The organism is uncultured Limimaricola sp. (genome assembly GCF_964022235.1).
Classification (GTDB): domain Bacteria; phylum Pseudomonadota; class Alphaproteobacteria; order Rhodobacterales; family Rhodobacteraceae; genus Limimaricola.
On the sequence record NZ_CAXHZL010000007.1, the window covers coordinates 14,497 to 40,951 of the forward strand.

23 protein-coding genes and 1 pseudogene are annotated in these 26,455 nt (G+C 64.7%); 14 read left to right on the forward strand and 10 right to left on the reverse strand.

Translation table 11 applies throughout. The annotated features are described in order from the left end of the window. The first annotated feature begins 34 nt into the window (after nucleotides 1-34). On the forward strand, nucleotides 35-643 hold the full coding sequence (locus AADJ02_RS10330) for a ferritin-like domain-containing protein (RefSeq protein ID WP_341212926.1): 609 nt from the start codon (nucleotides 35-37) through the stop codon (nucleotides 641-643). Between the two features lie 267 nt (nucleotides 644-910). On the opposite strand, the gene AADJ02_RS10335 is transcribed toward AADJ02_RS10330, so the two are convergent. From AADJ02_RS10335 to AADJ02_RS10355, 5 genes are all read right to left on the reverse strand, one after another. Then, the gene (locus AADJ02_RS10335) at nucleotides 911-2,461 is read right to left on the reverse strand and encodes a GAF domain-containing protein (RefSeq protein ID WP_341212927.1); all 1,551 of its coding nucleotides are present in this window, start codon (nucleotides 2,459-2,461) and stop codon (nucleotides 911-913) included. Between the two features lie 90 nt (nucleotides 2,462-2,551). Then, nucleotides 2,552-2,920 carry a response regulator gene (locus tag AADJ02_RS10340; RefSeq protein ID WP_341212928.1) on the reverse strand — a complete coding sequence of 123 codons (369 nt, stop codon included), beginning with the start codon at nucleotides 2,918-2,920 and terminating at the stop codon, nucleotides 2,552-2,554. 7 nt (nucleotides 2,921-2,927) lie between these two features. Next, on the reverse strand, nucleotides 2,928-4,349 hold the full coding sequence (locus tag AADJ02_RS10345) for a histidine kinase dimerization/phosphoacceptor domain -containing protein (RefSeq protein ID WP_341212929.1): 1,422 nt from the start codon (nucleotides 4,347-4,349) through the stop codon (nucleotides 2,928-2,930). A gap of 364 nt (nucleotides 4,350-4,713) precedes the next feature. After that, entirely contained in the window at nucleotides 4,714-7,116 is a 2,403-nt protein-coding gene (locus AADJ02_RS10350; protein ID WP_341212930.1) for an extracellular solute-binding protein, read from the reverse strand. Then, complete coding sequence (locus AADJ02_RS10355; RefSeq protein WP_341212931.1) at nucleotides 7,106-7,780, reverse strand: response regulator transcription factor; 675 nt, start codon at nucleotides 7,778-7,780, stop codon at nucleotides 7,106-7,108. The genes AADJ02_RS10350 and AADJ02_RS10355 overlap by 11 nt, the downstream gene beginning before the upstream one ends. Before the next feature lie 162 nt (nucleotides 7,781-7,942). Here AADJ02_RS10355 and AADJ02_RS10360 point away from each other — a divergent pair, with 162 nt between their 5' ends. From AADJ02_RS10360 to AADJ02_RS10380, 5 genes and pseudogenes are all read left to right on the forward strand, one after another. Next, nucleotides 7,943-8,914 carry a tripartite tricarboxylate transporter substrate-binding protein gene (locus tag AADJ02_RS10360; protein ID WP_341212932.1) on the forward strand — a complete coding sequence of 324 codons (972 nt, stop codon included), beginning with the start codon at nucleotides 7,943-7,945 and terminating at the stop codon, nucleotides 8,912-8,914. Between the two features lie 79 nt (nucleotides 8,915-8,993). Next, on the forward strand, nucleotides 8,994-9,464 hold the full coding sequence (locus AADJ02_RS10365; protein WP_341212933.1) for a tripartite tricarboxylate transporter TctB family protein: 471 nt from the start codon (nucleotides 8,994-8,996) through the stop codon (nucleotides 9,462-9,464). Then, nucleotides 9,464-10,987: a tripartite tricarboxylate transporter permease gene (locus AADJ02_RS10370; protein WP_341212934.1), complete on the forward strand. Its 1,524-nt coding sequence runs from the start codon at nucleotides 9,464-9,466 to the stop codon at nucleotides 10,985-10,987. The genes AADJ02_RS10365 and AADJ02_RS10370 overlap by 1 nt, the downstream gene beginning before the upstream one ends. A gap of 7 nt (nucleotides 10,988-10,994) precedes the next feature. Continuing rightward, a complete protein-coding gene (locus AADJ02_RS10375; protein ID WP_341212935.1) occupies nucleotides 10,995-12,032 on the forward strand; it encodes an AbrB family transcriptional regulator in 1,038 nt (345 codons plus the stop codon). Nucleotides 12,033-12,340: 308 nt separating this feature from the next. Further along, a pseudogene (locus AADJ02_RS10380) lies at nucleotides 12,341-12,454 on the forward strand (IS5/IS1182 family transposase); the annotation flags it as partial. Nucleotides 12,455-12,939: 485 nt separating this feature from the next. Here AADJ02_RS10380 and AADJ02_RS10385 read toward each other — a convergent pair. Then, nucleotides 12,940-13,764, reverse strand: a complete 825-nt coding sequence (locus AADJ02_RS10385) for a class I SAM-dependent methyltransferase (protein WP_341212936.1) — start codon at nucleotides 13,762-13,764, stop codon at nucleotides 12,940-12,942. Between the two features lie 235 nt (nucleotides 13,765-13,999). Here AADJ02_RS10385 and AADJ02_RS10390 point away from each other — a divergent pair, with 235 nt between their 5' ends. Both AADJ02_RS10390 and AADJ02_RS10395 read left to right on the forward strand, forming a co-directional pair. After that, nucleotides 14,000-14,713 carry a cytochrome c oxidase assembly protein gene (locus AADJ02_RS10390; protein ID WP_341212937.1) on the forward strand — a complete coding sequence of 238 codons (714 nt, stop codon included), beginning with the start codon at nucleotides 14,000-14,002 and terminating at the stop codon, nucleotides 14,711-14,713. Continuing rightward, entirely contained in the window at nucleotides 14,710-15,219 is a 510-nt protein-coding gene (locus AADJ02_RS10395) for a CopD family protein (protein WP_341212938.1), read from the forward strand. The genes AADJ02_RS10390 and AADJ02_RS10395 overlap by 4 nt, the downstream gene beginning before the upstream one ends. On the opposite strand, the gene AADJ02_RS10400 is transcribed toward AADJ02_RS10395, so the two are convergent. Further along, nucleotides 15,189-15,704, reverse strand: coding sequence for a DUF2231 domain-containing protein (locus AADJ02_RS10400; RefSeq protein WP_341212939.1), 516 nt, complete (start codon nucleotides 15,702-15,704; stop codon nucleotides 15,189-15,191). The two genes, AADJ02_RS10395 and AADJ02_RS10400, sit on opposite strands and share 31 nt — an antisense overlap. Here AADJ02_RS10400 and AADJ02_RS10405 point away from each other — a divergent pair. Genes AADJ02_RS10405 through AADJ02_RS10415 form a run of 3 tightly spaced genes read left to right on the forward strand, consistent with a single transcriptional unit; the run spans nucleotide 15,663 to nucleotide 19,146 of the window. Then, nucleotides 15,663-16,379 (forward strand): cytochrome B, encoded by a 717-nt coding sequence (locus tag AADJ02_RS10405; protein WP_341212940.1) that lies wholly within the window; start codon nucleotides 15,663-15,665, stop codon nucleotides 16,377-16,379. The two genes, AADJ02_RS10400 and AADJ02_RS10405, sit on opposite strands and share 42 nt — an antisense overlap. After that, the gene (gene ctaD / locus AADJ02_RS10410; protein WP_341212941.1) at nucleotides 16,376-18,832 is read left to right on the forward strand and encodes a cytochrome c oxidase subunit I; all 2,457 of its coding nucleotides are present in this window, start codon (nucleotides 16,376-16,378) and stop codon (nucleotides 18,830-18,832) included. The genes AADJ02_RS10405 and ctaD overlap by 4 nt, the downstream gene beginning before the upstream one ends. After that, nucleotides 18,829-19,146: a hypothetical protein gene (locus tag AADJ02_RS10415; RefSeq protein WP_341212942.1), complete on the forward strand. Its 318-nt coding sequence runs from the start codon at nucleotides 18,829-18,831 to the stop codon at nucleotides 19,144-19,146. The genes ctaD and AADJ02_RS10415 overlap by 4 nt, the downstream gene beginning before the upstream one ends. A 233-nt stretch (nucleotides 19,147-19,379) precedes the next feature. On the opposite strand, the gene AADJ02_RS10420 is transcribed toward AADJ02_RS10415, so the two are convergent. Further along, entirely contained in the window at nucleotides 19,380-19,925 is a 546-nt protein-coding gene (locus AADJ02_RS10420; protein WP_341212943.1) for a YaeQ family protein, read from the reverse strand. A 762-nt stretch (nucleotides 19,926-20,687) separates the two neighbouring features. Between AADJ02_RS10420 and AADJ02_RS10425 the strand changes: the two genes are divergently transcribed. The 3 genes from AADJ02_RS10425 to AADJ02_RS10435 are packed head-to-tail and all read left to right on the forward strand — an operon-like array spanning nucleotide 20,688 to nucleotide 24,038. Then, the gene (locus AADJ02_RS10425; RefSeq protein ID WP_341212944.1) at nucleotides 20,688-21,176 is read left to right on the forward strand and encodes a (2Fe-2S)-binding protein; all 489 of its coding nucleotides are present in this window, start codon (nucleotides 20,688-20,690) and stop codon (nucleotides 21,174-21,176) included. After that, a complete protein-coding gene (locus tag AADJ02_RS10430; protein WP_341212945.1) occupies nucleotides 21,173-23,443 on the forward strand; it encodes a molybdopterin cofactor-binding domain-containing protein in 2,271 nt (756 codons plus the stop codon). The genes AADJ02_RS10425 and AADJ02_RS10430 overlap by 4 nt, the downstream gene beginning before the upstream one ends. A gap of 1 nt (nucleotide 23,444) precedes the next feature. Continuing rightward, a complete protein-coding gene (locus AADJ02_RS10435; RefSeq protein ID WP_341212946.1) occupies nucleotides 23,445-24,038 on the forward strand; it encodes an Isoquinoline 1-oxidoreductase subunit in 594 nt (197 codons plus the stop codon). Nucleotides 24,039-24,324: 286 nt separating this feature from the next. Here the strand turns inward: AADJ02_RS10435 and AADJ02_RS10440 are convergent, their stop codons facing one another. Together AADJ02_RS10440 and AADJ02_RS10445 are read right to left on the reverse strand one after the other, a co-directional pair. Continuing rightward, a complete protein-coding gene (locus AADJ02_RS10440; RefSeq protein ID WP_341212947.1) occupies nucleotides 24,325-25,452 on the reverse strand; it encodes an FAD-dependent oxidoreductase in 1,128 nt (375 codons plus the stop codon). Nucleotides 25,453-25,483: 31 nt separating this feature from the next. Next, a complete protein-coding gene (locus tag AADJ02_RS10445) occupies nucleotides 25,484-26,365 on the reverse strand; it encodes a pirin family protein (RefSeq protein ID WP_341212948.1) in 882 nt (293 codons plus the stop codon). Nucleotides 26,366-26,455: the final 90 nt, after the last annotated feature.

Consider the following 26,455-nt stretch of genomic DNA (forward strand, 5'->3'; position numbering starts at 1 on the left):
GATGAACCATATAGCGGACCGGGCTCGCCCATCCATGATTGCGCTGATTGCCGCTTCTGGTCTTGGACGCAGGGAACGTAGGGGCGCAGCTGCTCGTTTCTGGGCATCGCGGGCATGGTGCCCGCCAGTGATGAGGCTCATCATGAAGACGCTGAACGACGCTTTCGAGCATACGCTCCAAGACATCTATTACGCCGAGAATGCACTGACGAAGGCGCTGCCGAAAATGGCCAAGGCCGCAGGCGATGCCCATCTTCAGGAGGCCCTGAAGGCGCACCTGACCGAGACCAAGGAGCAGATCAAACTGCTCGATCAGGTCTTCAAGGCCATCGGCAAGAAGGCCGAGGGCGAAAAGTGCGATGCCATCGAAGGGCTGATCAAGGAGGCCGAGGGCATCATCGAGGAGGCCGAGGGCAATGCCCTCGATGCGATGCTTATCGGTGCGGCTCAGGCCGTCGAGCACTACGAGATCGCCCGCTACGGCACGCTACGCGAATGGGCGCGGCAGCTCGGGCAGGACGAGGCCCATGATCTTCTGACGCAGATCCTCGACCAGGAAAAGGCAACGAATGCCAAGCTGACCGCACTCGCAGTTGGCGAAATCAATGCCGCGAAGACGCGGAAAACGACCGCCAAGGCCTGATAGATATCGGTGGCCAGCGAACCATGCACGCGCTCTCGCAGGGAACTGTGAGAGCGCTTTCCATGAGACGCGCCGCGCCCTCAAGCCCAACGGGCTGTTGCTGTCGGTGTTGGTTCGGCAATTCGAATGGGAAGCAGACCTGAAAGCCAAGAGCGACTAACGGTCGCTTTGAGCTTTGAGCGCCAAGGCAGGGAAGGCCGGGAAGCAGGCCTTTGCTACCCACGACGCGAAAGCCCGCTCTTTCTTCCGATCGAAACTCAGAAGGGATCAACTGCCCGCTGCACCCGACTGGATGGTAGCTGGGGCCAGTTCAGTCTGGGCCTCCAGGCGCTCTCGCGGCAGCATTAGCATCACCCGGAAACCGGCCTCATCGAGGCACCGTTCAAAGATGCCTCCCAACCGTCCCTCGACCATGTGCTGCATGAGCTTCGTGCCGAATCCGACACGCTCGGGCGTCGGCGGCGGGGCAGCCAGCGGGACAGCCCGATGTTCGCGCCATTCCAGAACCAGGTTCTCGTGTGACCCATCGAACCGGGCCCTGACGGCGAGACGGCTGTCCTCGCAGGAGCTGCCATGTTTCAGCGCGTTGGTGGCAAGTTCATTCAGGACCAGTGCCAACGGCATGACGCTGTCCCTGTCGACCGCCATGTCAGGTGCCTCGATAGAGATCCTGTCTCGTTCAGGGAGAATGCTGATCGCTTCCTTGATCAGCGCCGGTAAAGCCACGCTCTCGCTGGCGTCCTCAACAGCCATGCGGTTGGCCTGGCCCACGGCCACGAGGCGCCCCAGGAAGGCCTCGTCCAGCTCATCCTTGGTCCGGGCCTCCCGGGAACAGCTGCGGTAGATCGAGGCCAGCACCGAGAGGCTGTTGCCCACCCGGTGGCTCATCTCGCGGCGCAGCGTCTCGCGGTGCTCCGCATGTTCCTTGCGGTGAAGCGCGACGCCGATCTGGCTTCCGACTGTCTGGAGCATCCGCAGAACCTCCTCATCCAGCCGCGCGTGGAGGGTTCCGAAGAACTCGAGCACACCATGTATTTCTCCGCCTTGCCGCACCGGCAAGGCAACTGCGCGGGTCAACCCGACCTCTTCGAATGCGCTGCGGCGAACGAACTGGCAGGACGCGGGAAGGTCGAAAAGTGCTTGCAGCTGTCCCGATTGCCAAGCGCGTCCCGGCAGGCCCTCTCCGAGGCCGAACCGAACCACCCTCGTGGCCTCGACCACCGGTTGGAAACGCGGGTCCGCCAAGTGCCAGATGCCGGTAGGGTGCAGGCGCGCATGGGGGCCTCGCCCGCGCACGACATGGAAATGGCCTGCCTCCATGCCGGATACGGCACAGACACTGTCGAGACAGAACTGAGTGAATTCGTCGAGCGAAACGTCTTCCAGAAGCTTTTGCGCGACGGCGAGTAGCGCCTCTCCTTCGCGGGCCCGCAAGTCTTGTGCGCGCCGGGCAGCTTCCTCTGCGGCCATGCTCCGGATGAAGGCGTAGAAGATCCGCTCGCCGCCACCGCCTGGCATGGGAAAGATCGACAGTTCGATGGGAAACTCGGCACCGTCACGGTGCAGGGCGGTGATACGGACCCGTTGTTCGAGAACCGGCCCCTCACCCGTGCGATTGTAATGCTCCAAGCCGCGCGCATGGCCTTCGCGATGCTGAGGGGGCACGATAAGATCCCCCATGGAAGACCCCATCGCGTCTGCGCGAGGCCAGCCGAACATTTCCTCGGCCGCGCCGTTCCAGGCGACGACCAACCCTGCTTCGTCCATTCCCACCACGGCATCGAGCGCGCGGTCAAAGAGGGACTCCAAGTGCTTCATCCAGCCCCTCCAATTCTCAAAGTAGGACAACTATCCGCCAAATGAGGCTAAGTCGAGACGAACTGTATGGGTTTGGCTTGTCCCTGCCCGTTATCGATCGCGGGCCGCGTCCACATCGCGTATCACAGCATGCAGTTTCACCGGGCTGAATGGCTTGCCAAGCAGAGCGACCGGAGCGGTGGCAGCGATGTCTGCCTCCGTCAACTCGTGCAGGCTGCCGCTGACGATGATCGAAGGAACGCCCAGCTCGGCCCGCATGAAAGCCGCAGCCTCCGCGCCGCTTGATGGGCCTGCCAGGTGCAGGTCCACGAGGGCCAGATCCGGCACATATGCGCAGGCCATCTCGATCGCCGTCACCTTCGTCCCTGCGATGCCTACGACCTCGTATCCCATGTCCATGAGCTGCATTTCGAGGTCGAGCGCGATGAAAACCTCGTCTTCGACGATAAGAATGCGCATACCGGGCTTAGACCGAAACCGGGAACCGGAGGATGGTGCACCACCCTTCCGACGAACACGGCTGCTCGATCCGGCCACCGATCTGGCGAGCGGACATCTGGATCAGCCGCTGACCAAGGCCCGAGCCGCGCGACGCTTGGCCTTCGACTGCCTCGGACGAGCCGGTGCCGTCGTCGATGACCGTCAGCACCAGCTCGCCCGCCTTGGCGTCGCGCGCGAGGCGCACGCGCACGCGTCCTTCCTCCCGCCCATGAAAGGCGTGCTTCAGGGCATTGGTGATCAGCTCGTTAACGATGATCGAGAGGCTGATGGCCTTGTTCGGGCACAGCCGGATCGGCGTCACGTCGAGGTCGATTGAAATGCCCCGAACGTCGCAGCCAGACGAGGCGGCGACGTGGTCGCAAAGATCACGCAGCTGCTGGTCGACGGCCACGCTGGTCACATCGCCATCTTGGTAAAGGCTGGCGTGGATGGTGGCGATCGCATTGACCCGGGTACTGGCCGAGAGCAGCTTCTCGCGGGTCTCGGGCGAGGCCCGCCCGCTCTCGAGGCTGAGCAGGCTCGCCACCATCTGGAGCGAGTTCTTGACCCGGTGATTGACCTCGTCGAGCAGCATTTTCTGGTTGGCGAGCGCGGCTTTCAGCTGCTCTTCGTTCTGCCGGAACTCGGTGATGTCGACGACCATGCCTACGAGATGCGGCTCGCCGTTCACGGGGCCGAGCAAGATCTCACCCCGCGCCGAGATCCAGCGGACGCTGCCGTCGGGCAGCAGGAGCCGATGCTCGAGGATTGTCGGCCCGGGCCCACGCTCGGCGGCCGAGAAAAGCTCCATGCGCACGCGCTCACGATCCTCGGGATGAACGCGCTCGAAGAACGGCTCGATCTCGTCGCCGGCCTCGTCTGGCGCGAACCCGTGCATCGAATCGACGCCGGCGGAGCGGATCAGCTTGCCCGTGACGAGATTAAGGTCCCAGAAGGAAAGGGACGCCCCCTCGGCGGCCGTGCGCTCCCGTGCCTCGAGCAGCAACTGCTGCGTCACCTCTGCCGTCACGTCCTCGACCAGCTGAAGGATGCAGGTGACCTCGCCGTTCTCGGTCACCGGGGAATGCGACAGCCGCCAGTAGCGGGTCTCGAAGCCGCCATCGGGCATGACGATGTCGTGCCGGCCCGGCTCCAGCGCGTCGGTCTGTCGCGTGTCGACCGCGCGCGCAACCGAGGCGCGGATCGTCGCCTCAAGGTTCGGCGTGTCGGGACGCGGGGGGAACTCGTCGAACAAGGGCCGGTCGAGCAGCGTGGCCCTGCGTCGCGCAACGGCTTCCTCAAAGGGCGCGTTGACGTCGATGATCAGAAGATCAGTCGACATGATGATCGCCGGCACCGGGATCGCGTGCAGGATGGCCCTGCCGGACAGGATGGGAGCGTCGAGCATGATGACCCTTCAAAGCGCAGAACTGACCCGAACCCGGGAGCATCGCCCTATATAACGTGTGACTCATAAGGCGGTAGACCTGCCGCGCAACAGGTCTGTCATTTCAGTAAGCCGACGTTCGATGCAACCTAGCCGAGGGGCAACTATGGGCCGGGAGTGCTCGAGGTTAGGAAGGGCGGGAAGCGGTCATTCGCTGCGGCTTCCAAGAAAGTCCGCTATCGAACATGAGGCATTGATAGTGGCGAATACGCGTGTCTTTCGGACAACCGCGCCACCGACTGTGGCTGTCCGGAGTAGGCTTTCAACTTGGTTTTCGAAAGGGCCGGCGGCTACAGCCTATGCCGGATCGTGAGAAAGTTTCCTTTCATTGTTTTCCAAGCGAAGCCTCCCAGCCAGAGAGGAACTGCTCGCGCTTCAGCTCGTCGAGGTAGGTCAACAGCCCAGGCCCGAGCCGGATCGGGAGAAAACTGCTCCGCTGGCTGTCGATCTTTTGCAGGATGAGGGCCGTCGCCTCCCCGGGCGGACGGATCGGGATGAGGGGTGTGCTTTCCGTAAGGAGGCGCTGGCCGTCATCAGACAGCATGAAGAGCAGAAAGCGCGCGCCCAGATCAGGGCGGGTGGCGGCCTTTGGAACGAAGCCAGTTCGGGTCATGACAAGGTTGTAATCGTCAAGGAAGTGCAGACCCACCTCCGGCGTATCTGAGGCGAAGGCCGCAGCGTAGGAGCCGATTGCATTGAATGCCAGCGCGATCTCACCCGAGGCCGTGGCGGCGACCATCTGCGACGTGCAGCAATAGCGGCGCATGCCGGCCCGCCCGAATGCTTCGGTAAGACGCTGGGCCTGCGGGCCTTGGATCGAATCCTGCGTGGCAAAGAGGTAGCCGATCCCCGAGCCGCGCAGGTCATAGCCGCCTATCCGCCCCGCAAGTTTGGTCTCATTATCGCGCACGAAGCTGGCGAGGTCGCGATGGCTGCGCGGCAAATCCTCCTCGTCGAACAGGCGTCGATCATAGGCGATGGCGGCGGGCTCGAAGGTGAAGCCGAAAAGCTCGGAGCGCCATGTCGCCCAGTCGGGCGGGCGCAGTTCGTCAGGGATGTCGAGCTGGCGTGCCAGCCCACGATTGACCAGATCTACCTGTAAATCCATGGCCGAAGATACCACCAGGTCAGGTACCAGTCCGGGCGATATATCGAGGAGCGCACGGTGCAGCCCCACGGTCTGGAACTCGCTGTAGTTCACCCGGACGCCCGGATTGCGCTCTTCGAAAGCCGCGATCAGCGGCGCCATGGCTGGGCCGTCCGTGGCGCTGAAAATGCTCAGGGTTTCAGCGCGCGCGGCTGGCGGAGCGAGCGAGATCCCAAGGAGGCAAAGCAGTAGCGCGATCAGGCGCGGAAATACGATCGCGGCACGCAGACCGCCGAGCGGCGAGCGGCCAAGCTCCAGCCGACCGGAATGGCCCTTGGCCACGGCGCTGACGATCGAAAGACCCAGGCCCGAGCCGGCGGTCTCGGTCGAGATCGAGGTGAACCTCTGGGTGGCTCGGGGCAGATCCGCCTCGGAGATCCCCTGACCGGCATCCTCAACACTCAGCCAGACTTCGTCACCGTGCTCGGTCAGCCCGACCGTGATCGTGTTTTCCGCCGGGCCATGCCGGACCGCATTGTCGATCAAGTTGCGAAGCGCCTCGCGGATCGACACCGGGTCGCCCATGATCCGGTCGTGGCCGTCGCTGAGCCCCTCATCCTCGAAGCTCAGGGCGATGTGCCGCAACCGGCTGTCGCGCAGCTGCTCGGCCAACGTGTCGCGCACCAGCGAGCGCAGGGCGAGCGGCGCGAGGCTGCCTTGGTCGGAGCGGTGGATGACCATGGCGTTGGCAAGAAGCTGGTTGGTCAGCCGCACGGTGCGTTGCGCCTGCCGGTCGGCCTTGGACACACGCGCACGCATCTGGTCGAGGTTCGGCGCGTCGGTTGCGAGTGACAGGTGACCTTGTAGCGCTGAAAGCGATGTCCGGGTCTGGTGCGCGACATCGGCGATGAAGCTCTCGGTCAGGGCACGGCTCTGGCCCAGCCGGGCAATGAAGCCGTTGATCGCGTCGAACAACCCGCGGATTTCGCGCGGCGGCGTGCCTTCAACCCGCGACAAATCGGCGGGTTCGCGGTGGCGCAGTTCGGTCTCGATCTGGCGCAGCGGCGCCAGGGACCGGCGGATCGCCAGCCAGACGAAGCCCAGACCGATCAAGGAGACGGCGGCCAGCCCGGCCATGCCGTTGAGAAACAGCGACCATTGCTGCGCGCGGCGCGCTTCGACGGTCTGCCCGATCTGAACCCCGACCCATTCGCGCCCCTCCGGCGCGGTCAGCCGGCGGCCCTGCGACACGAAACGGAAAGACGCCCCGCCAAAATTGGCGTCATAGAAGTAAGGAAGGTCGTCGAGCGCACGGCCGGGCTCGGGCAGCGTCTCGGTGCCGGTGATCTCGCCGTGTCGCGGTGAGAAGACCCGGTAGGCGACGCGGTCGTGGGGGTTGAGCGCGAGGATCTCCATGGCCGAATGCGGCAGATCGACGGTCGGGCCCTCGGGGGCGAACGAGGTTCGCTCGAGGATCGCCAGCGCCGCGCCGGCGAGCAGCAGATCGTAGGTGCGGTTCGCGGCACCGCGTGCATAGGCCCAGAGCAGCAGCGAAATCAGCAGCAACAGCACGGCGAAGCCCGCCGCCATGCTGGCGAGCAGGCGGCGCTGCAACGATCGGCCGCCCGGCTCAGTCGTCATCGGTGATGTAGGCCATGTAGCCGAGACCGCGGGCGGTCTTGATGACCAGCGGCGTGCCTTCAAGCCGGCGGCGCAGGCGGGTCACGAGTTGCTCGATCGCGTTCAGGCTCGGCGTTTCCTCGAAGGTATAGAGCCGGTCGGCCACATCCTCCTTGGTCAGCATCCGGCCCATGTTGTCGATCATGATTTCAAGAAGCTGGATCTCACGCGCCCGAAGCTGCGCGTCCTGCCCGTTGATCGTCGCGCGCTTGGCGGCGCGGTCGAAGCTCAGCGGGCCGGCGGTGAACAGGTTGCTGGCGCTGCCAGCGCGACGCCGCGCAAGCACGCGGCAGCGAGCCGAAAGCTCTCGGAAATCGACTGGTTTGACCATGTAGTCATCGGCGCCCGCATCGAGCCCGATCACCCGGTCGTCGATCTGGCTGCGCGCCGTCAGGATCATCACCGGCGTGGTGTCGCCGCGTGAGCGCAGCGAGCGCAGCACCTCGTAGCCGCTGCGGCCCGGCAGGTTCACGTCGAGCAGCACGATGTCGAAGCCGGCGTGGCGTAGTAGCACGTTGGCCTCCTCACCGTCGCTTTCGCGGTCGACCGAATGCCCTTCGGCCCTGAGCCGATCCATGATCGTCTCTGCCAGATCGTCATTGTCTTCGACCAGAAGCATTCTCATGGCGCGACGATAGCCGTCCCGGAGCGCGGCGAGAAGCGGTCGCGCGCGCAGGTCAGCGTCCGGTCAGCTTCGCGTCAGGGACCGCTCAGCGATCGGCGTCATGATGAGGTCATCCGGGGAAGAGGACCCCGCGATGACAAGGTTCCGAGGGAGGACAACCGAATGAGATTTGCCCGCATCGGCACGGCGCTGGCCGTGACCATGAGCATCGCCGCGCCCGCACTGGCCCAGAGCGACATCCGCAAGCCCGAATGCGTGGCCCCCGCCAACCCCGGCGGCGGCTTCGACCTTACCTGCCGAGTCGCGCAGAAAGGCCTCGATCCCCATGTCGACGCGCCGATCCAGGTCACCTTCATGCCCGGTGGCATCGGCGCCGTGGCCTACAACATGTTCAACACCACCCGCACCGACGACGCTTCGGCCATCGTCGCCTTCTCGACCGGATCGCTGCTGAACATTGTCACCGGCAAGTATGGCGAGTTCACCGAAGACGACGTGCGCTGGGTCGGCACCGCCGGCGCCGACTTCGGGGCGGTCGTGGTCCGGTCCGACAGCGAGTATCAGGATCTCGCCGGGCTGATGGAAGACCTCGGCAGCGATCCCTCGAGCGTCGTCGTCGGCGCCGGCGGCTCGGTCGGCTCGCAGGACTGGATGAAGGGCGCGCTGCTGGTGCGCGAGACCGGCGCCTTGCCAATGGACATGCGCTACGTCGCCTTTGACGGCGGCGGCGATGCCATCGCGGCGCTGCTCGGCGGATCGATCGAGGTCTACATGGGCGATGTCGGCGAGATGGTCTCGCATCTTGAAAGCGGCCAGATGCGCATTCTCGCGGTGATGTCGCCCGAGCGGCTCGACGAGCCTTTCGCCGAGATCCCGACCGCGATCGAGCAGGGCTTCGATCTGGAATGGACCATCATGCGTGGCTTCTACATGGGCGGCGAGGTCTCCGACGCCGATTACCAGAAATGGGTCGACGCTTTCGAGGCTGCCTATGCGACGCCCGAATGGGCTGAGATCCAGAAGGCCCAGGGCCTGCTGCCGCTGAATCTCGCAGGCGAAGTGCTTGAACAGAGCATCGACGAGCGTGTGGCGCGTCTGCGCGGCATCGCCACCGAGGCTGGCCTGATCAACTGAGTTCCTCCCCGGAACGGGAGCCGGCATCGCGCCGGCCCCTGACCCTTTCCAGCCAACCCGCAACGAAGAGGAGGCCCCAATGGCCGACCGCATCTTCGCCGGGGTGCTTCTGGCCGTGACCTTGGCCTATGCGGCCATCGCCTTCACCGCCATCAGCGCTCCGTTTCAATACGACCCATTGGGCCCTGAGAGCTGGCCGCGCATCCTGTCGGTCGTGGCGCTGGCCTGCATCGCGGGCATCCTGTGGAAGCCCGATACCGGAGCGCTCGGCCTCACCCGGCAGGTGTGGTTCCGGCTCGCGGCATCGGTGCTGGCGCTGATCGCCTATGCCGAGCTCTACGAGCCGTTGGGCTTCGTTCTTTCGACTGCGCTCTACGGCACGGTGATGGCGTTGATGCTCGGCGCCGAGCGGTTGCGCGCGGTCGGCTTCGGCATTGCCGCCGGGCTCATCGGCTATCTGGTCTGCGCCAGCCTGATGGGGCTGAACCTGCCGCTCGGCGAGGTCGTCGAGGCGATGATTGCCACCACCGAAACCGAAGGGGCAAACTGATGGATGCCGTATTTTCGGGCCTCGCGACCGGCTTTGCCGTCGCGCTCGACCCGTTCAACCTCATGCTGGTCCTGCTTGGCTGTTTCTTCGGGACACTGATAGGCGCGTTGCCGGGGATCGGCCCGATCAACGGCGTGGCGATCCTGTTGCCGATCGCCTACGGGCTCGGCTTTCCGCCGGAATCGGCGCTGATCCTGCTGGCGGGGATCTATTACGGCGCCGAGTATGGCGGCCGGATCTCGTCGATCCTGCTTAACGTGCCGGGGGACGCCGGCGCGGTGATGACCACGCTCGACGGCAACCCGATGGCCCGCAACGGCGAAGCCGGGCGCGCGCTGTCGCTCTCGGCCGTGGCGAGCTTCATCGGCGGCACCTTCGCCGTGATCCTGATGTCGCTCTTCGCGCCGCTGCTGGCGAAGTTCGCCGTCACCTTCTCGCCTGCCGACTATGTCGCGCTGATGGTCTTCGCCTTCGCGTCGCTGGCCTCGCTGGTCGGCAAGAACCCGACCAAGACGCTTCTGGGAGCGTTGATCGGCCTGATGCTTGCCACCATCGGCATAGACGCCAACACCGGCATCGCGCGCTACACCTTCGGCATTCCCGACATTCTCGCAGGCATCGACTTTCTGATCGTCGTCGTGGGCCTGTTCGGCATGGCCGAGCTGCTGACGCTGGTCGAGCATCAGGTCTCGGGCAAGCTCAAGGCGCTGCCGGTCGACAACAGCTTCGTGCGGATGAGCGACATCGCGAAGACCAAGTGGACGATCCTGCGCTGCTCGATCATCGGCTTCTTCATCGGTGTGTTGCCGGGAACCGGCGCCTCGGTCGCCTCGGCCGTGGCCTACGGCACCGAAAAGCGGATCTGCGACACCGAAGGCACCTTCGGCAAAGGCGACATGCGCGGTCTCGCGGCTCCCGAAGCGGCCAACAACGCCGCTGCCGGCGGCGCGATGGTGCCGATGCTGACGCTGGGCATTCCCGGCTCCGGCACCACGGCGATCCTTCTGGGCGCGCTCCTAATGTTCAATATCCAGCCGGGCCCGATGATGTTCACGCAGCGGCCCGACATCGCCTGGGGACTGATCGCCTCGATGTATGTGGGCAACGTGGCGCTTCTGGTGATCAACCTGCCTCTCGTCGGGCTGTTCGCCCGAATGCTGACGATCCCGCAGCACTACCTGACGCCACTTATCGCGATCCTGGCCTTCATCGGCATCTATACCATCGTCGGCAACCCGTTCGACCTGCTGCTGATCACCGGTCTTGGCCTGTTCGGATGGTTCCTGCGCAAGCTCGACTTCTCGCTGGCGCCCGTGATCCTCGGCTTCGTGCTGGGCGGGCTGTTCGAGAACAACCTGCGCCGGGCACTGTCGATCTCGGGCGGCGACTGGGGCATCCTCGTCGCCGACTGGAAGAGCGTGACGCTCTACGGGCTTGCGGCCCTGGTGGTGGTGCTGCCCTTGTGGCTGGCGCGGCGCAACCGGCCGCGTCCCGAAGGCGCACCGGTGGGCGTCGAGGACTGAGGCGCGCATGTCTGTCTTCGACACGATCCGGCCGCATCTCGCAGCGGCCGGGCTGGGCCTCGGGGGGGCGGCAATCGCCGCCCTCCTTGGCTTGCCGGCCGGTTCGCTGATCGGCGCGACCGTTGCAGTCGCCTCGGCGGCGGCGATGGGGAGGCGGCTGGCCGTATCACCGCGCCTGCGCGACCTGGCCTTTGCCCTGATCGGTGTTTCCCTCGGGGCGGGGGTCGACGCGCAGATCCTCTCGCAGCTTCCGGCTTGGTCGGTCAGCCTCGCCATTCTCGCGGTCGCGCTGGTGGCGACGGTTCTGACCGGGCAGCACCTGCTGTCGCGCCTGTTCGGCTATGACGGTGAAACGGCCGTCCTCGCGAGTTCACCCGGCACCATGTCCAACGCCATCGCCATCGCCCTGGAAGGGCGCGGCGATGCCACCGCCGTAACGGTGCTGCAACTGATGCGCCTGCTGATCCTCGTGCTCCTGGTGCCGCCGCTTGCCATCATGTTCGACACGCCCGACGCGGCCATCGCCCCCGCCGAGGACATGTTGCTCGTCTATCTCGTTCCACTGGTCGGCCTGGCCTTGATCCTTGGCAAGCTCGGTGCCTCTCGCGGCATCCCGGCGGCCTGCCTGCTGGCCGGCATGATCATCAGCGCAAGCGCGCATGTGACGGGCCTTGCCACGGGGGTCGCGCCCAACTGGGCGATATTCATCGGCTTCGCGATCACCGGCACCGTGCTCGGCACGCGGCTCTCCTCGGTGAGCCTCCCACAGCTTCGGCGCCTTTCGTCTGCGGGCGCGGCAGTAGTGGCCACGGCACTCAGCCTATCGCTCGGCTTCGCATTTTTGACGTATCTCCTGACCGGCCTGCCATTTGGTCAGATATGGGTCGCCTATGCGCCGGGCGGTGTCGAAGCGATGGCAGCGATCGGCCTCGCACTGGGCTATGACCCGGCCTTCGTCGCAGCGCATCACTTCGCTCGCATCCTGATACTGGTTGTGCTGATGCCGATCTTTCTGCGGAAGCGGGGGTCAAGGTCTGTCACATGACGCGGATATCGAGTTCGCATCGTGGGCTCTATCATAGGCCGGCGTAGGTGCTTCAATTTGAAGTCTGATCGGTCCTAATTTGCGACGCTTCGGATATCGGATGCCTACGCGTTCCGCCATAGTCGAGAATGTAGATCCAAAGCGGGCTTTCGCTACGTGCCCGTTCAAGGTCGGCTTAGGGCCGCGAGCAGCCACGGTATGTATCGACAGAAAGCTTCCATTCTCAACTTTCCTGACCTGGTAGGACCTTGTTGCACATCTCGGAAAGGGGGATTCGCTGAGCGGGTCCTGACGGTTAGCTCGGGGACATGCCGAAGCCTTCTCCGACCCGCTACCGCACGAAGAACTGGTCAGACTACAATGCGGCGCTGCGCAAGCGCGGCTCGCTTTCGGCCTGGTTCGATCCCGAGATGGTCTGGCACGGAGATTGTTGCAGAAATCATGTTTGTGGATGCCCCTTCGCCTAATGGTCTCTTGATAAAGAGCGCCTCGGCAGATCGGTGTATCCAATTCATGTCCGAATACCACAGCGCTCCGCTGAACGGTGGACGGTGGACAGGGTCGCTACAGAAGGGCAGCCAGACGCGGTCCAACTTCGGCATTCCGGCCCCGCTCGGCCAGATACTGCCGCAGATTTCTGATCACTGTACAGCGAACCGACACCTATCGGTGTCGAGCGACCGAAGAACCTATCACTATCTGAAAGTCGACAGCTGTTGGCTGACCTGTCCTTGCCGCACATGGCTCAAGCCGGAGTGTCGGGTTTCCCCTTCGACATTCAAACGGCTCGAAGCGTCGCTCATGACATTTCTCGAGTGAGCGCTCCCTTGGACCTCCATGCCTGGCGCGTTGCATGCCGCAGCCATGAGGCCCCTGCCCTTCAATGATCGGGGAATGACTCACGAAGTCAGGAGGCTGCAAGGCCGGAAACCGTCACGAACTCCCCGTTCAATCGATGAACCCCATCGGCCGATCGATAGGGCTTCACGGATTCGAGGAACTCGTCTCGAACGTCAGCCATGACGGCATCCGGAAAGCGCTTTACGGCAAGTGCAACGGGACCGGCGCGGACCACCGCATCAACGATGTCTTCGCCAGTGGCGAACCGCAGAACCTCTCTTTGCCTGCGCTCCTCGACCGAAACAAAGCCGGTGCCTTCCATGAGCCCCTTGAGGACCCCCGGAGCACCGGTGCCAAAGAACAGCGGACAGACCTCCGAGGCGACCCGCGCGTCGACGATCGGAAAGATCTCGGCCCAACCGCAGTTCCTGCGCTCGCCCCAGACGGTGACGGTCGCGCGGCCACCCGGTTTCAGGACGCGGTAAAGCTCGGCCAGCGCCCGCGCGGGGTCGGGCACATACATCAGGCCCAAGGCGCATAGGGCCCGGTCGAAACAACCCGGCTCGACCGAAAGCTCTTCGGCGCTCATGCGGGCGGCGGTGATGTTGCTTCGGCCTGCCTCGATGGCACGGCGGGTGATCTCGTCGATCATACGTTGCGACAGATCAGTCGCCAGAACCCGCCCGTCCTCGCCCACGGCATCACTCGCGCGAAAGGTCGCCATGCCAGTGCCGCAGGCGGTCTCGATCACATGATGGCCGGGACGCAGCTCCGCCATCGCCAGAAGCGTGTCATGCGCCGGGCGCAGCGGGGCCTGCCAAGCCGCCTCATAGCGCGGGGCGGCTTCGTCCCAGCCATAGCGCTGCACGCGAAGTTGGAGCTTGGGGTCCACGTTATCGCCTCCTGGGGCCGTCATGGACCCGGATTGCCGTCGAGACCTCCTGCGCCCGGATTGTGATTGCTGTAAGTCGTGAGGGCGTGGGCGGTACGCATGTGAGATTCCACATCTCGCAGTTAGAAACATAGCGTTGAACCGCGGCCTTACCGGTCTAACTGGCATGACGCATAGGTCGGCGATGCAGTTCGCTGGACGGGCCCTGTGCGCAACTGCGGTAAGGAAGATGCCAATGCCGGTCGAAATCCTGCCGGGTAGCTATTGTGGCGCGGCGCCTGCGCCCGAGGTGGCGCTGCGAACCTGGAATCTTGACCCCTTGCTACTGGTCAGCCTGCTTTTCCTGCTGATACTTCTTCGGCGTGACAGGACGGGGCCCGCTGCCGTCGGAGTGCTGGCGTTCGCCTTCATCTCTCCTCTCTGCGCGATCTCGGTCGGCCTGTTCTCGGCCCGCGTGGTGCATCATGTGCTTCTCGTCGCGGTCGCGGCGCCACTGCTGGCCGCGGCCCTGCCCGCCCGCCGACCTTCGGGCATCGCCCTGCCCTTCCTCGTCTCGACGGCACTGCTCTGGGCCTGGCATCTCCCGGCCGCCTACGACCTCGCTCTGCGCGACGTGGCAGTCTACTGGATCATGCAGCTGACCCTGCTGGGGTCCGCCGTCTGGTTCTGGCGGTCGGTACTGAGCGCGCGCGGCGGCATCGACGCCGTGCTGTGGTCGCTGGCCGGACTGATGCAGATGGGCGCACTCGGCGCGCTGCTGACCTTCGCGCCCGAGCCGCTCTATGCCACGCATGGGCTGGCGCCGCTGGCCTGGGGCCTCACGCCGCTGGCCGATCAACAGCTCGGCGGGCTAATTATGTGGGTCCCGGCAATGCTGCCTTATGCCGCGATGATCGCCCTTTCGGCGCGGCGCGGCTGGCGCGCCTCGAACGGTCGGAGCACCGCGTGAGTTGGCTCTACGGTCTCGTCCCGCACCTCAAGGCGCTGCATGTGGGCATGCTGATCCTGTGGTGCGGCGGCCTCTTCGCTCTGCCTCTGATGCTGGCGCGGCACGATCCAGCGATTGGCCAAAGCGACTACGAGCGCATCCGTCGGGCCACACATTACGCCTATACCTTCTTCATCACCCCGGCCGCGGTGATCGCCATCGCCTCCGGCACGGGACTGATCTTCCTGCGCGAGGTCTACGTGACATGGATGTTCGCCAAGCTGGTCTTCGTGGCTGCGCTGGTGAGCTTCCATGTCTGGGTCGGCTACGTGCTGGTCGCGGTGGCCGAGCGGGCCGGTGCGCACCGCGCGCCGCAACCCCTCCTGCCGCTCCTGCTCCTGCTCCTGCCGGTTCTTGGCATCCTGACGCTGGTTCTGGCCAAGCCCGAGCTGGGCGAGATCCCGGTGCCGGGCTGGCTCTCCGAGCCGCTCGGGCGTCAGCTGCCTTTCGACGTACCCAGACGATAATCGAAAACGAGCTTGCCGCCATGCCATCCCGTCACCATCACCACGATCACGCTGAAGCCCGAGATCAGGATGCCGTAAGGCAGCACCGCCGCCTCGTAACCCTGCAACCGGTAACCCCAGTTCGCGCCGAGGATCGACAGCAGCAGCACCGCGATCACGAAATGCGACCAAGCTGGAGCACGGATGCGGATGCCCGGTACCATAAGAAGCTCGGCCGTGCCGGTGGCGCCGGCGGCGAGACCGAACAGAAAGGCCGTGCCCGCTGCCCAGATCGCGGCACGCGCCCAGAACAGCTCGCCCGACCACCAGTAGAGCACGTCCGCCCCAAAGGTGCAGAAGGTCAGCGCCACCGGGAAGGCCACGCTCATCGCGTGCAGCGGATGCCCCCAGATGCCGACGATGGATTCGGTCTCGTCGTAGCCGGCAGCCTCCACGATCGGGTCGTGAAGCTCTTCCTTTTTCGTCTGGACCATTTCCTCGGCCATGCCCGGTCTCTCCTGCGCTGGGGTCTCGTCGGCTCAACACCCCTGCTGCTCGCGGGTTGCGAGGAAAGCCTTTCGGCGGTGCATCCGGCCGGCCCGGCGGCCGCGGTCATCGCTCGGCTGTGGTGGGTGCTTCTGGCCGGCGCGACGGCGATCTTCCTCTTCGTCACGGCGCTGATCGCACTCGCCTGGCGGCGGCCGCCGGGCGAGGCAGAAGAACGGCGCTTCGTGGTCTGGCTCGGGCTCGCCTTCCCCATGACCGTGTTGGCCGCACTGCTGGCCTACGGCATCGTCGTAGGCGAGCGGCTGCTGCCGCGCGCAACACCCGATCTGGTGCGCGTTCACGCCGAGGCGCGACAATGGGCCTGGCGCTTCCGGTACGACGACCTGCCGGGGCTCGAGACCAACAACGTGCTGCACATCCCGGCCGACCGCCCGGTCGACGTGGCCATCACCACGGCCGACGTGGTGCATGGCTTCTGGGTGCCACGGCTCGCGGGCAAGCTCGACGCCGTGCCGGGGCATGTCAACGTGCTGCGGATCGAGGCGGATGCGCCCGGCCGCTACAAGGGGCTGGGATCGGAGTTCAATGGGGCTGGCTACCGCGGTCACCGCTTCACGGTGATCGCGCACGACGAAACGGGCTGGCAGGCCTTCCTACGAGAGGAAGCACCATGAACGCACTCAGGCGCCACCGCGCGCTGTCGCGGATCTGGGCTTCGGACCCGGGCTGGAAGGGCTGGTTCACCACGGTGAACCACACCGATCTGGGGCGCATGTTCCTCGTCGTGGCGACGGTCTTCTTCGTCATCGGCGGCATTCTCGCGATGCTGATCCGGGCGCAGCTCGCCAGCCCGCGCTCGGCCTTTCTTGGCCCCGACCACTACAATCAGATCTTTACCATGCACGGGACCATCATGATGTTCCTGTTCGCGATCCCCTTCTTCGAGGGACTCGCGGTCTACCTGCTGCCGAAGATGCTGGGCACGCGTGACCTCGCCTTCCCCCGGCTCACCGCCTACGGCTTCTGGTGCTACGTCTTCGGTGGCGCGATGATGATCTTCGCGCTGCTGGCGGGGATCGCACCGGATAGCGGCTGGTTCATGTACCCGCCGCTGTCCTCGACCATCGGCGCGCCGGGGATCAACTCGGACTTCTGGCTGATCGGCATCACCTTCGTCGAGATCTCCGCGATCTCGGCGGCGGTCGAGATCACGGTGACCGTGCTGCGCTACCGCGCGCCGGGCATGTCGCTGGCGAAGATGCCGATCTTCGCGTGGTACGCGCTGGTCACGGCGGTGATGATCCTGACCGGCTTTCCGCCGCTGATCCTCGGCTCGATCCTGCTGGAGCTGGAACGCGCCTTCGGCATGCCCTTCTTCCAGGTGGCGCAAGGGGGCGACGCGCTCTTGTGGCAGCACCTATTCTGGCTGTTCGGCCACCCGGAGGTCTACATCATCTTCCTGCCCGCGGCGGGCGCGATCTCGACCATCCTGCCGGTGATGGCGCGCACCACGCTCATGGGCTACGGCTGGATCGTCGCAGCGGCGGTGAGCCTCGGCGTGCTGAGCTTCGGGCTCTGGGTGCACCACATGTTCACCACGGGCATCCCGCACATGGGGCTCGCCTTTTTCTCGGCCGCCTCGACGCTGGTGGCGGTGCCGACGGCGGTGCAGATCTTCGCTTGGATCGGTACGCTGTGGAAGGGCCGGCCTGCGATGCACCTGCCGATGCTCTGGCTCCTGGCATTCTTCGCCACCTTCGTGATCGGCGGTCTGACGGGGGTGATGGTGGCGATCGTGCCCTTCGACTGGCAGGCACACGACACCTACTTCATCGTCGCCCACCTGCACTACGTGCTGGTCGGCGGCTTCGTCTTCCCGATGATCGCCGCGCTCTATTACTGGATGCCGCACTTCACCGGCCGCAAGACCTATTTCAAGCTCGGCCACGCCGCCTTCTGGCTGGTCGTGCCGGGGTTCCACGGCACCTTCCTGCTCCTGCATTGGGCGGGGCTTCTCGGGATGCGGCGGCGGATCGACACCTATGAGAGCGGCCAGGGCTGGGAGACGATCAATATCATCGCCTCGATCAGCGGCTTCGTCATGGCGATCGGCTTCGCGCTGGTGCTGATCGACGTAGTCGTGAACGCCGTGGTGGCGATCCGCGGCTCGCGCGACCCTTGGGGCGCGGGCACGCTCGACTGGGCCATGCCAACGCCGGCGGCGCCCTACAATTTCGCGAGCCTTGCGCATGTCACCTCGCGCGAGCCGCTCTACGAGGACCCCGAACTGCCGGTGCGGCTGGCGCGCGGTGAGGGATATCTCGGCGACCCGGCCCGCGGCCGGCGCGAAACGCTCTCGGTCGACATCGCCACCGGCGAGCCCCGCTACGTCGTTATCTTCCCGGGCAACACCGCGCTTCCGATGCTGATGTCGGCGATCACGGGGCTGTTCTTCCTCGGAATGCTACTCAAGGCCTACTGGCTCGTGCCGATCTCCGCACTCGGCGTGATCGCCTGCGCACTGGTCTGGGTCCGGGGGCTCGGGCGCCGTGCGCCGGAGGGGAAGCTCACCGTCGGCCGCGGGCTGTCGCTCGAAACCGCCGCCGAGGCGGCCGACCCGCCAGGCTGGTGGGGCTCGGTCTTCCTGTTGCTGGCCAACGGCACCTTCTTCGGCTCGCTGCTGTTCGGCTATGCCTTCCTGTTCTCCATTGCCCCGAACTGGCCGCCCCCGGCCTATCTCGAACCAAGCATCCTTCCGCTGGTCCTCGTGCTTGCCGGCGCTGGCCTGACCCTTATCGGCCCCCGCCTCGACACACTCATGGGGCAAGGAGCAGCGCTCGTCGGCCTCGTCCTGATTGCCAGCGCGGCGCTGCCCGTGCTGTCCGAGAGCCCCGACCCCACCCTTCATGCCTATGACGCGACGGTCTGGGTCTTCGTCGGATACGGGCTGCTGCACTGCCTCGTCAGCATATTGATATGGTCGGTCGTGGGGCTGCGCCGCCTGTCGGGCCATTCGGCGCTCACCACGCTTGGCGCAAGGCGCATCGCCTGCCTGTGGAGCGACTACACCCTTTTGTTCGCCCTGTTGACGACCGCGGCGATCGGGCTGCCGGGGGTACTGACATGAACGCTATCCTGCGCCTGTCGCTGCCGCTGACGCTCTGGCTTGCCGCCTTCAGCGCGGTCTACGGGCTGCACGGCCTGCTGTGCTCGAGCCGGTGGGCGGCGATTGCCCCGGAGCTTCCAGGCCGGGCCCTGCTTGTCGGCGCGGCGCTCGTCGCCTTGGCGCTTCAGATTGTGCTGCTTGCCGTGCTGAGATCGTCACGATGGCCCCACCCCAGTGTCGCCATCCACGGCATCAGCATGGTGCTTGCCACGGCTGCCTTGGTCGGTACGGCGTGGACGCTCGTGCCGGTACTGGCAACGTCGCCTTGCTTGTAACGTCGATCCGTCCTGCAACTCCTTCGGCAATGAACGCGCCGTTTGATCAATCTGCTCTGGAGATGCCTTCGTCTCGCTTGTTGCGAGGTGTCGCATTCGGCCCGAAGCTGCCACTGGTCAGGAAGAGTGGCGCTGCGGCGCATCTCATCCGAAGCGGATATTGGCGTGATCATCCGACTTGGACGGCCACCACTGCGCAACACAAGTCAAGTGCTGCGGCGGGCAAGAGAAAATTACGCAGCACTCTTCCAGTTTGTGGGGGTAACGTAAACGATGCTCTCATCAACACTGACCATCACATCACCGTCCTGAATATTGATCTGGAGCTTCATTGTCCGGCTTGCCAGTTTTGCCAGCGCGCCTGTGTCAGTCTCGGAAAGATTAATTACCTGAAGATTATCAAAACGGGTGGTGCTGTTTTTGATCTTGTCCCACCACATCTCGGCGGTCCTGCCACCATAGGGATAGACAATCACCTTGGCGGCTTTGCTACAGGATTGGCGTATCACCTTCTCGCTGGGGAGCCCCAAGGCTACCCACACATCAAGCTCGCCGCTCAGGCTTTTCTGCCAGATGTCGGGCTCGTCATCCGTCGAAAGCCCCTTTGTCATTTCCAAATGCTCATGGGCATTCAGCGCAAAAGCGACAATGCGCACCATAAGCCGTTCATCCGTCTCCGAGGGGTGCTTGGCAACGGTGAGTTTATGGGTCTCGTAATAGTGACGATCCATGTCGGAGACTGAAAGTTCAACTTTGTGAATGGTGGCATTCTGCGCCATGTTTTGTCCCGAAGCTGCGAAGATTGGGATGCCTACTCCGTCCGCCAACCTTTGGGAAGCAGTCATAAAGGCCGGCCCTGATGGGAGTCGGAGAGGTGTTGCCGAGCTTCGTTGCACCACGGGGCAGAATGGTTGGTCCATCACAATTGCTCTTGGCTGCATCACACGCTTGCAGCGAACGGCAGGAAGCGTCGGCGAAGCGGCCACCGGCAGGGTTCGCAGCGAATATCTGCTCTGCGCCCTCACTCTCAAAGTCCTCGCAGGTGCGGCGGAGATCATGCAAGTGCGGCGAAGGTTCGGAAGGTCCGCTAAGCTGCCCTTCTTGGAGGTCGTCGCAGAAGTCCGCTTCGAGCACAGGCTTACTGAGTTCATTGCAATTGCAACATAAGCTGATCCGCCTTGTCCGGCCTATAGTTGCCGTTGGTGAGGATCCCAGCATGGACCCAAAGAAACTGTGACGAATGCCCCGTACCCGCTGAGCGTTTTTTTTACTAAAGCTCTGACGAAAGGATCTTGGGGGCCATGCGTTCGGCAGCCCTGCGCGGAAGGGAAGAAAACCACGCACCTGGCAGGTCAACGTCCCACGCAAACTCGCACCTACATTCTGTTACACCATAGGTGGAGTAGTGCAACATATGGCGACTTCCCTGTCGACTGATGGCTCTACAGCGCTAAGTGAACGTCTGATCTTCAAAAGCTTATCGCAATGCGTCGCTGCGGCCCTCTCCAAGCCCATGGCGCGAGCAGCCGGGAGGGCAGGACTTGATCAGCTTCACTGTCAACAACAAGGAGGTGGAGGTCGACGTCCCGGACGATACGCCTCTGCTTTGGGTCCTTCGCGACGAGCTGGGCATGACCGGCACCAAATTCGGCTGTGGCATCGCGCAATGCGGCGCCTGCACCGTGCATGTCGACGGCCAAGCCCGGCGATCCTGCGTCACCCCGATTGCGACGCTCGACGGGGCATACGTTACCACGATCGAGGGCCTTGCCGACTCCGAGGGCCTGGCAGAAGGCGAGCTTCATCCGGTGCAGGCCGCGTGGATCGAGGCGCAGGCACCGCAATGCGGCTATTGCCAGTCCGGTCAGATCATGCAGGCCGCGGCGCTTCTTCTGGAAAGCCCCGATCCAAGCGACGAGGAAATCACCGCCAGCATGTCGGGCAACCTGTGCCGTTGCATGGCCTACATCCGCATCCGCAAGGCGATCAAGATCGCCGCCGCTTCCCAATCCGAGGGGGTCCAGCGATGACCCAGCATCCGAACCTTTCGATCACCCGGCGTTGGTTTCTCGCTGTGGCTGGCGCCGGGGTCACCACGGGCATGTTGTCGGGCGGTGCTTCGGCGCTCGCCCCCGTGGGTCAGACGCTGGGCGAAGGTTACCAACCGACTGTGTGGTATGCGATCGCCGGTGACGGCAAGATCACCATACACATCCACATGGCCGAGATGGGCCAGCATGTCGGAACCGCATTATCGCGTATCATCGCCGAGGAGCTGGAAGCCGACTGGGACGACGTCGAGTTCGTCCACGTCGATACCGATCCAAAGTGGGGTTACATGGTGACCGGCGGCTCTTGGTCGGTGAACCACAATTTCTTCAACTTCAGCCGCGCCGGTGCCGCCGGACGGATCGCCCTGATCGAGGCTGGAGCGCGCGAGATGGGCGTGCCTGCCGAGGAATGCACGGCACGCGACAGCATGGTGATCCATGGTGACCAGTCGGTCAGCTATGGCGATCTCGTCTCTCGTGGAGCGGTCGACCGCCAGTTCAGCAAGGAAGAACTGGAGGAAATTGAGCTCAAGCCCGCAGCCGAGCGGCGCTTGCTCAACCGCGACACCGTGGCGCGGGACGTGCCCGAGAAGGTCAATGGCAGCGCCGTTTACGGCATCGACCGCAGCATCGAGGGCATGGTCCACGCGCGTCCCGTGATGCCGCCGGTCCGCTTCGGCAGCCGCGTCGCCAATTGGGACGACAGCGTTTCGAAGGAGGTGCCGGGCTATCTGCAAACCGTCGTCATCGACGACCCGACCGAGACCTGCCAGGGGTGGCTCGTCGTGGTGGCAGAAAGCTGGGCGGCCGCTTCGAAGGCCGCCGAAGTGCTCGCTGTGACCTGGGAAGGCGGATCGGGCCGTGAAACCAGCGAGGCCGAGCTTCTGGCCGAGGGCGAGCGGCTTGTTCAGGACGATGACGCCGGCTCGATCTTCATGCGGCACGGCGACCCCTCCGCAGCGTTCGAGGCCACCGACACGCTTCACGAAGGCCTCTACAAGACCCACACCGTGCTGCACATGCAGCTCGAGCCGGGCAACGCGCTGGTCTGGCAGGATGGCGACACCTGGCGGGTTCATGGCGGCAATCAATGGCAATCCCTGACCCTGCCGCTCGTGGCCAAGGCGCTGGGGATCGGCGAGGCGAACCTCGTGTTCGAGACCTCCTACCTTGGCGGCGGTTTCGGACGCCGCCTCTATTGCGACTTCTTCGTGCCAGCTGCGCTGACGGCCAAGGCGATAGGCCGGCCGGTCAAGATGATCATGGCGAGGCCCGACGACACGCAGTTCGACTGTCCGCGCTCGCCCACGGTGCATCGGGTCAGGTCGTCCACCGACGCCGCCGGCGCCATGCGGCTTTACGACCACGCCTGTGCAGCGGGCTGGTCAACGGCCCCCATCGCTCCAAACTTCCTGGCCGAGGGCCTGGACGGCGGAAAGGTCGACCCGTTCTCGATCAGCGGCGCCGATCACTGGTATACGGCGGACGCAATGCGGGTGCGCACGATCAAGAACGAGAAGGTGCATGAGACGTTCCTGCCGGGCAACCTGCGATCGGTGGCGCCGGGCTACACGCTCTGGGCCGTGGAAACCCATATCGACGAGGTGGCACACGCGACCGGCCAGGACCCCGCCGCATTCAGGCGTTCACTGCTCAATGCCGAGGGGCGTAACGCCGGCGAAGCGCCGCATGCGGTCGGCGGTGCCGCCCGCCTTCGCGAAGTGCTCGACCGCGTGGTCAAGAAATCTGGATGGGCCGAGCGCGGCGACCTGCCTGAGGGCACCGGCATGGGCATCTCGGTGACCGCCGGACAGGAACGCTCAATGCCCACATGGATCGCCACCGTCGCCAAGGTGCGGGTCGATTCCGAAACCGGAGAGGCGACGGTCGAGAACATCTGGGCGAGCATTGACGCAGGCACGCTGGCGCATCCCGACGGGGCGCTGGCGCAGGCCGAGGGCGCGATCCTTTGGGGCGTGTCGATGGCGCTTCACGAAGGCACCGAGATCGAGAACGGCCTGCCGCGCGATCTCAACCTCGACACCTACACGCCGCTGCGAATGCACCAGGTGCCGGACCTCGACATCGACTTCGTGACCAACGACCACATGCCGGTGGGGCTCGGAGAGCCGGGTGTCATCGGCGTGGCGCCGGCGATCGGCAACGCAATCTTCCACGCGACGGGGGCGCGGCTGCGGACCATCCCGATGCGTCCGCAAGACATCCTTGAAGCATTGGAGGCCTGAAATGCGTGCGACCTACCTGATATTGGCGGCCACGATCCTGGCCGCCCCTGCCACGGCGCAGGATTTGCAAGGCCCCGAGGCGTTCGAGAGCATCGAAGACGAAACCGCCCGCTCGCAGGCTCTGTTCAAAGAGATGGCCAAGGTCATCACCCACCCGCGCTGCATGAACTGTCACCCCGTCGGCGACCGGCCATTCCAAGGCGACGACATGCGGCCGCACATGCCACCCGTGGTGCGCTGGGACGAGAGCGGTTTTGGCCCTCCAGGCCTGCATTGCACCTCCTGTCACGGCTCGGAGAACGTCGAGTTCGTGGGCAATGAGGGTGGTATCCCCGGCCATCAACCCTGGCACCTTCCACCGACCAGCATGGGGTGGGTTGGCCTGAGCGTTGGGGAAATCTGCGCCCAACTCAAGGACCCCGAGCGCAACGGCGACCGATCGTTGGCTGAGATCGAGGAGCACAACGCCGAGGATGGCCTTGTCGGGTGGGCCTGGCATCCTGGAAAAGGCCGCACGCCGGCTCCCGGCACGCAGGCAATGTTCGGCGACCTGACCCGGGCTTGGATCGAGACCGGAGCCGCCTGTCCGACTTGACCGTCACTGAATGCACGCCATTCATTCAGTCTGATTTTGCATGCGAAGACCGGGCGGCCGACCCCCTTCCTTGAAGGTATCTCATGCGGCAATGCTGTTGTTCTGACAATCCGCAGCGAATGGCAGCTGTCTGCCTGAGCTGTAGAATGCTGCACCTGCAAGGCTGGGCACAGCGCGCGTGCGGCGAACGGCGGGCGGGTCCGCTGAGCTGCCGCTCGAACGGACCGCCGCGACGGGCAGCTCTCCACCCAAGGGGGCAGGGTCAGCCCGCCGCGGTGCCGCCTTCTCAGGCTCGATTCAGAAGCTTGTTGTACTTCTTCACGAACAGGTCTTCGCCCTTCATCTTGCGGGTCATCAGGTCCCCTGCCGTGAACAGGCCGAGGAAGGAGTTGCCGCGCTTCGGGCCGAGCGGCACGAGGATCGGTGCCTTGGGGCCCCATGGCTTGTAGGGCTTCATCTCCTCGGGAGATTTGCCTGCCAGAAGTCCCTTCAGCATCGTCTTGAGCCACGGCATCTGGCGGCTTGTCGCGACGATGGTCATGCCGTCGCCCGCGTCGGCCAGGTCTCCGGCGGCAAAGACGTTGGGCAACGACGACGGGCGCAGCCACGGGTCCACCTTGATGCGGTTCGCGGTGCTCTTTTGCGCGCCCGGCAGGCCGTCGATCAACTCGGAGCTGGCGCGCGAGCCCAAGGCGGGAAAGATCAGGTCGAAGTCCTGTTCCGACCCGTCCGACAGCGTCAGGCGACCGGCGTAGGGTTCGGTCATGCTTTGAAGGTTCTCGGCCCGTTTCCCGAGTATCAGGGTCACGCCCGCGTCGCGCAGCTTTTTGGCCAGTGCCGTGCCGAGCTTCTCCGGCATGGTGGGAAACAGCCGGGCGGTATCCGAGATCAACGTGATCTCCTTGTTCGGCATGGCATGGGCGATCTCGCCCGCCAGCTCGGTGCCGACGGCCCCCGCACCGACGATGGCGATCTTTCGTGCTGACTTGAGCTGGTCATGAATGCGCCGGTTGGCCTGCCGCAACCCCTCGATATCTTCGCCTACGGGCTTGAAGGGCGTGGCATTGGACGAGCCGGTGGCGACGACGATGTAGTCGGCTTCGACCCGCTGGCCGTCGTCCAGCGTCACGCCGTTCGCCTCAACGCCGCTCGCTCGGGCGTGCAGGACGCGGCCGTTCTTCAGCAGGCGGTCATAGGGGATCAGGGCCCGGTCGAGCAGCGAGGGATCGACGACCGCGCGGATCATCGCGGGCGCATGAACGAAATGGCTGCGCGGTTCGATCAGGGTGACGGCGGCAATGTCGTCGAACGACTTGGCAAGCTCGGCGCCGATATAGCCGCCGCCGACGATGGCGATGCGTTTGGACATGGGGATGTTTCCTTGTCTGGCGCCCGGGCGGCGGATGATCCGCAACGCAGGACGCAGTTCTGGTCGGTGGGAGGCCTCAGGCGGTCTCGGAGGGATAGGTGATGCGCCCGAATTTGCCGGCGCGGAATTCGCGGAAGCCCTCGGTCAGCTCGGCTTCGGTGTTCATCACGAAGGGGCCGCGCATTGCCACCGGCTCGTTGATTGGCGCACCGCCGAACAACAGGAGGTCGAGCGGCTCGGCACCCGGGTTGGTGATCTCGATCTGCGAGCCGTCTTTGCCCAGCACCAAGGTTCGTTGCGCAGCAACCTGGGTTCCGCTCACGATGCCGCCTTGTCCGGGCAGGAAGCCCGCGACGGGCAGATCGGGGGGCAGAGCCACCTGAACGGAGCCCATGGGCTCGATGCGGACATGCCAAATGAACTCATTCGCAAAGGTCGGGATTGGCGAGGCGGTCCCATCGTATCCGCCCAGAAGCACCTTGAGGTGGGCCCGGCCGCCCGGCAGTGGCACGACGGGCAGGTCCTCAGCCGGAACCGGCATATATTCGGCGGGCTCGGCCTTGTTGCGGGCGGGCAGGTTGATCCAGAACTGGAAGCTGTGCAGCCGGCCGCCCCAGGTCCGCAGGTCTGCAGAAATCATCTCGTCATGCACGATACCGTTACCGGCCTTCATCCACTGCACGCCGCCCGCGGTGATGGTGCCATGCCCGCCCGTGCTGTCGGCATGGGTCAGCGCGCCTTCGAGGACATAGGAGAAGGTGGCGATGCCGCGGTGCGGATGCGCGAAGGACCCGTCGGGATCGGGGATCTCGCCCGGTGCGATGTCCCTCGGCGGCAGGTGGTCCAAAAGCATGATCGGCCCCACGAATTGCACCGCCGCATTGGGGAGAGCGCGGGCGATGGTGAAGGTTCCGACCCGGTCGGGCTGGACGTCATGTTGTGATGTGACCTGTCTCATCGGGTAACTCCGTTTGCTGATCCAGAGATAGGTGCCGATGTGATGGATTGAAATTTATATATTCTCCACATCTATATTAGGAATGCTTAT

What these genes read in the sequence shown, in the direction of transcription:
- AADJ02_RS10330 (WP_341212926.1), top strand. Translation starts at nt 35, where the DNA reads ATGATTGCGCTGATTGCCGCTTCTGGTCTTGGACGCAGGGAACGTAGG.
- AADJ02_RS10435 (WP_341212946.1), top strand. Translation starts at nt 23,445, where the DNA reads ATGCGTGCGACCTACCTGATATTGGCGGCCACGATCCTGGCCGCCCCT.
- AADJ02_RS10350 (WP_341212930.1), bottom strand. Translation starts at nt 7,116, where the DNA reads ATGACGACTGAGCCGGGCGGCCGATCGTTGCAGCGCCGCCTGCTCGCC.
- AADJ02_RS10370 (WP_341212934.1), top strand. Translation starts at nt 9,464, where the DNA reads ATGGATGCCGTATTTTCGGGCCTCGCGACCGGCTTTGCCGTCGCGCTC.
- AADJ02_RS10420 (WP_341212943.1), bottom strand. Translation starts at nt 19,925, where the DNA reads ATGGCGCAGAATGCCACCATTCACAAAGTTGAACTTTCAGTCTCCGAC.
- AADJ02_RS10375 (WP_341212935.1), top strand. Translation starts at nt 10,995, where the DNA reads ATGTCTGTCTTCGACACGATCCGGCCGCATCTCGCAGCGGCCGGGCTG.
- AADJ02_RS10445 (WP_341212948.1), bottom strand. Translation starts at nt 26,365, where the DNA reads ATGAGACAGGTCACATCACAACATGACGTCCAGCCCGACCGGGTCGGA.
- AADJ02_RS10360 (WP_341212932.1), top strand. Translation starts at nt 7,943, where the DNA reads ATGAGATTTGCCCGCATCGGCACGGCGCTGGCCGTGACCATGAGCATC.
- AADJ02_RS10390 (WP_341212937.1), top strand. Translation starts at nt 14,000, where the DNA reads ATGCCGGTCGAAATCCTGCCGGGTAGCTATTGTGGCGCGGCGCCTGCG.
- AADJ02_RS10340 (WP_341212928.1), bottom strand. Translation starts at nt 2,920, where the DNA reads ATGCGCATTCTTATCGTCGAAGACGAGGTTTTCATCGCGCTCGACCTC.
- AADJ02_RS10335 (WP_341212927.1), bottom strand. Translation starts at nt 2,461, where the DNA reads ATGAAGCACTTGGAGTCCCTCTTTGACCGCGCGCTCGATGCCGTGGTG.
- AADJ02_RS10400 (WP_341212939.1), bottom strand. Translation starts at nt 15,704, where the DNA reads ATGGCCGAGGAAATGGTCCAGACGAAAAAGGAAGAGCTTCACGACCCG.
- ctaD (WP_341212941.1), top strand. Translation starts at nt 16,376, where the DNA reads ATGAACGCACTCAGGCGCCACCGCGCGCTGTCGCGGATCTGGGCTTCG.
- AADJ02_RS10415 (WP_341212942.1), top strand. Translation starts at nt 18,829, where the DNA reads ATGAACGCTATCCTGCGCCTGTCGCTGCCGCTGACGCTCTGGCTTGCC.
- AADJ02_RS10355 (WP_341212931.1), bottom strand. Translation starts at nt 7,780, where the DNA reads ATGAGAATGCTTCTGGTCGAAGACAATGACGATCTGGCAGAGACGATC.
- AADJ02_RS10345 (WP_341212929.1), bottom strand. Translation starts at nt 4,349, where the DNA reads ATGCTCGACGCTCCCATCCTGTCCGGCAGGGCCATCCTGCACGCGATC.
- AADJ02_RS10365 (WP_341212933.1), top strand. Translation starts at nt 8,994, where the DNA reads ATGGCCGACCGCATCTTCGCCGGGGTGCTTCTGGCCGTGACCTTGGCC.
- AADJ02_RS10430 (WP_341212945.1), top strand. Translation starts at nt 21,173, where the DNA reads ATGACCCAGCATCCGAACCTTTCGATCACCCGGCGTTGGTTTCTCGCT.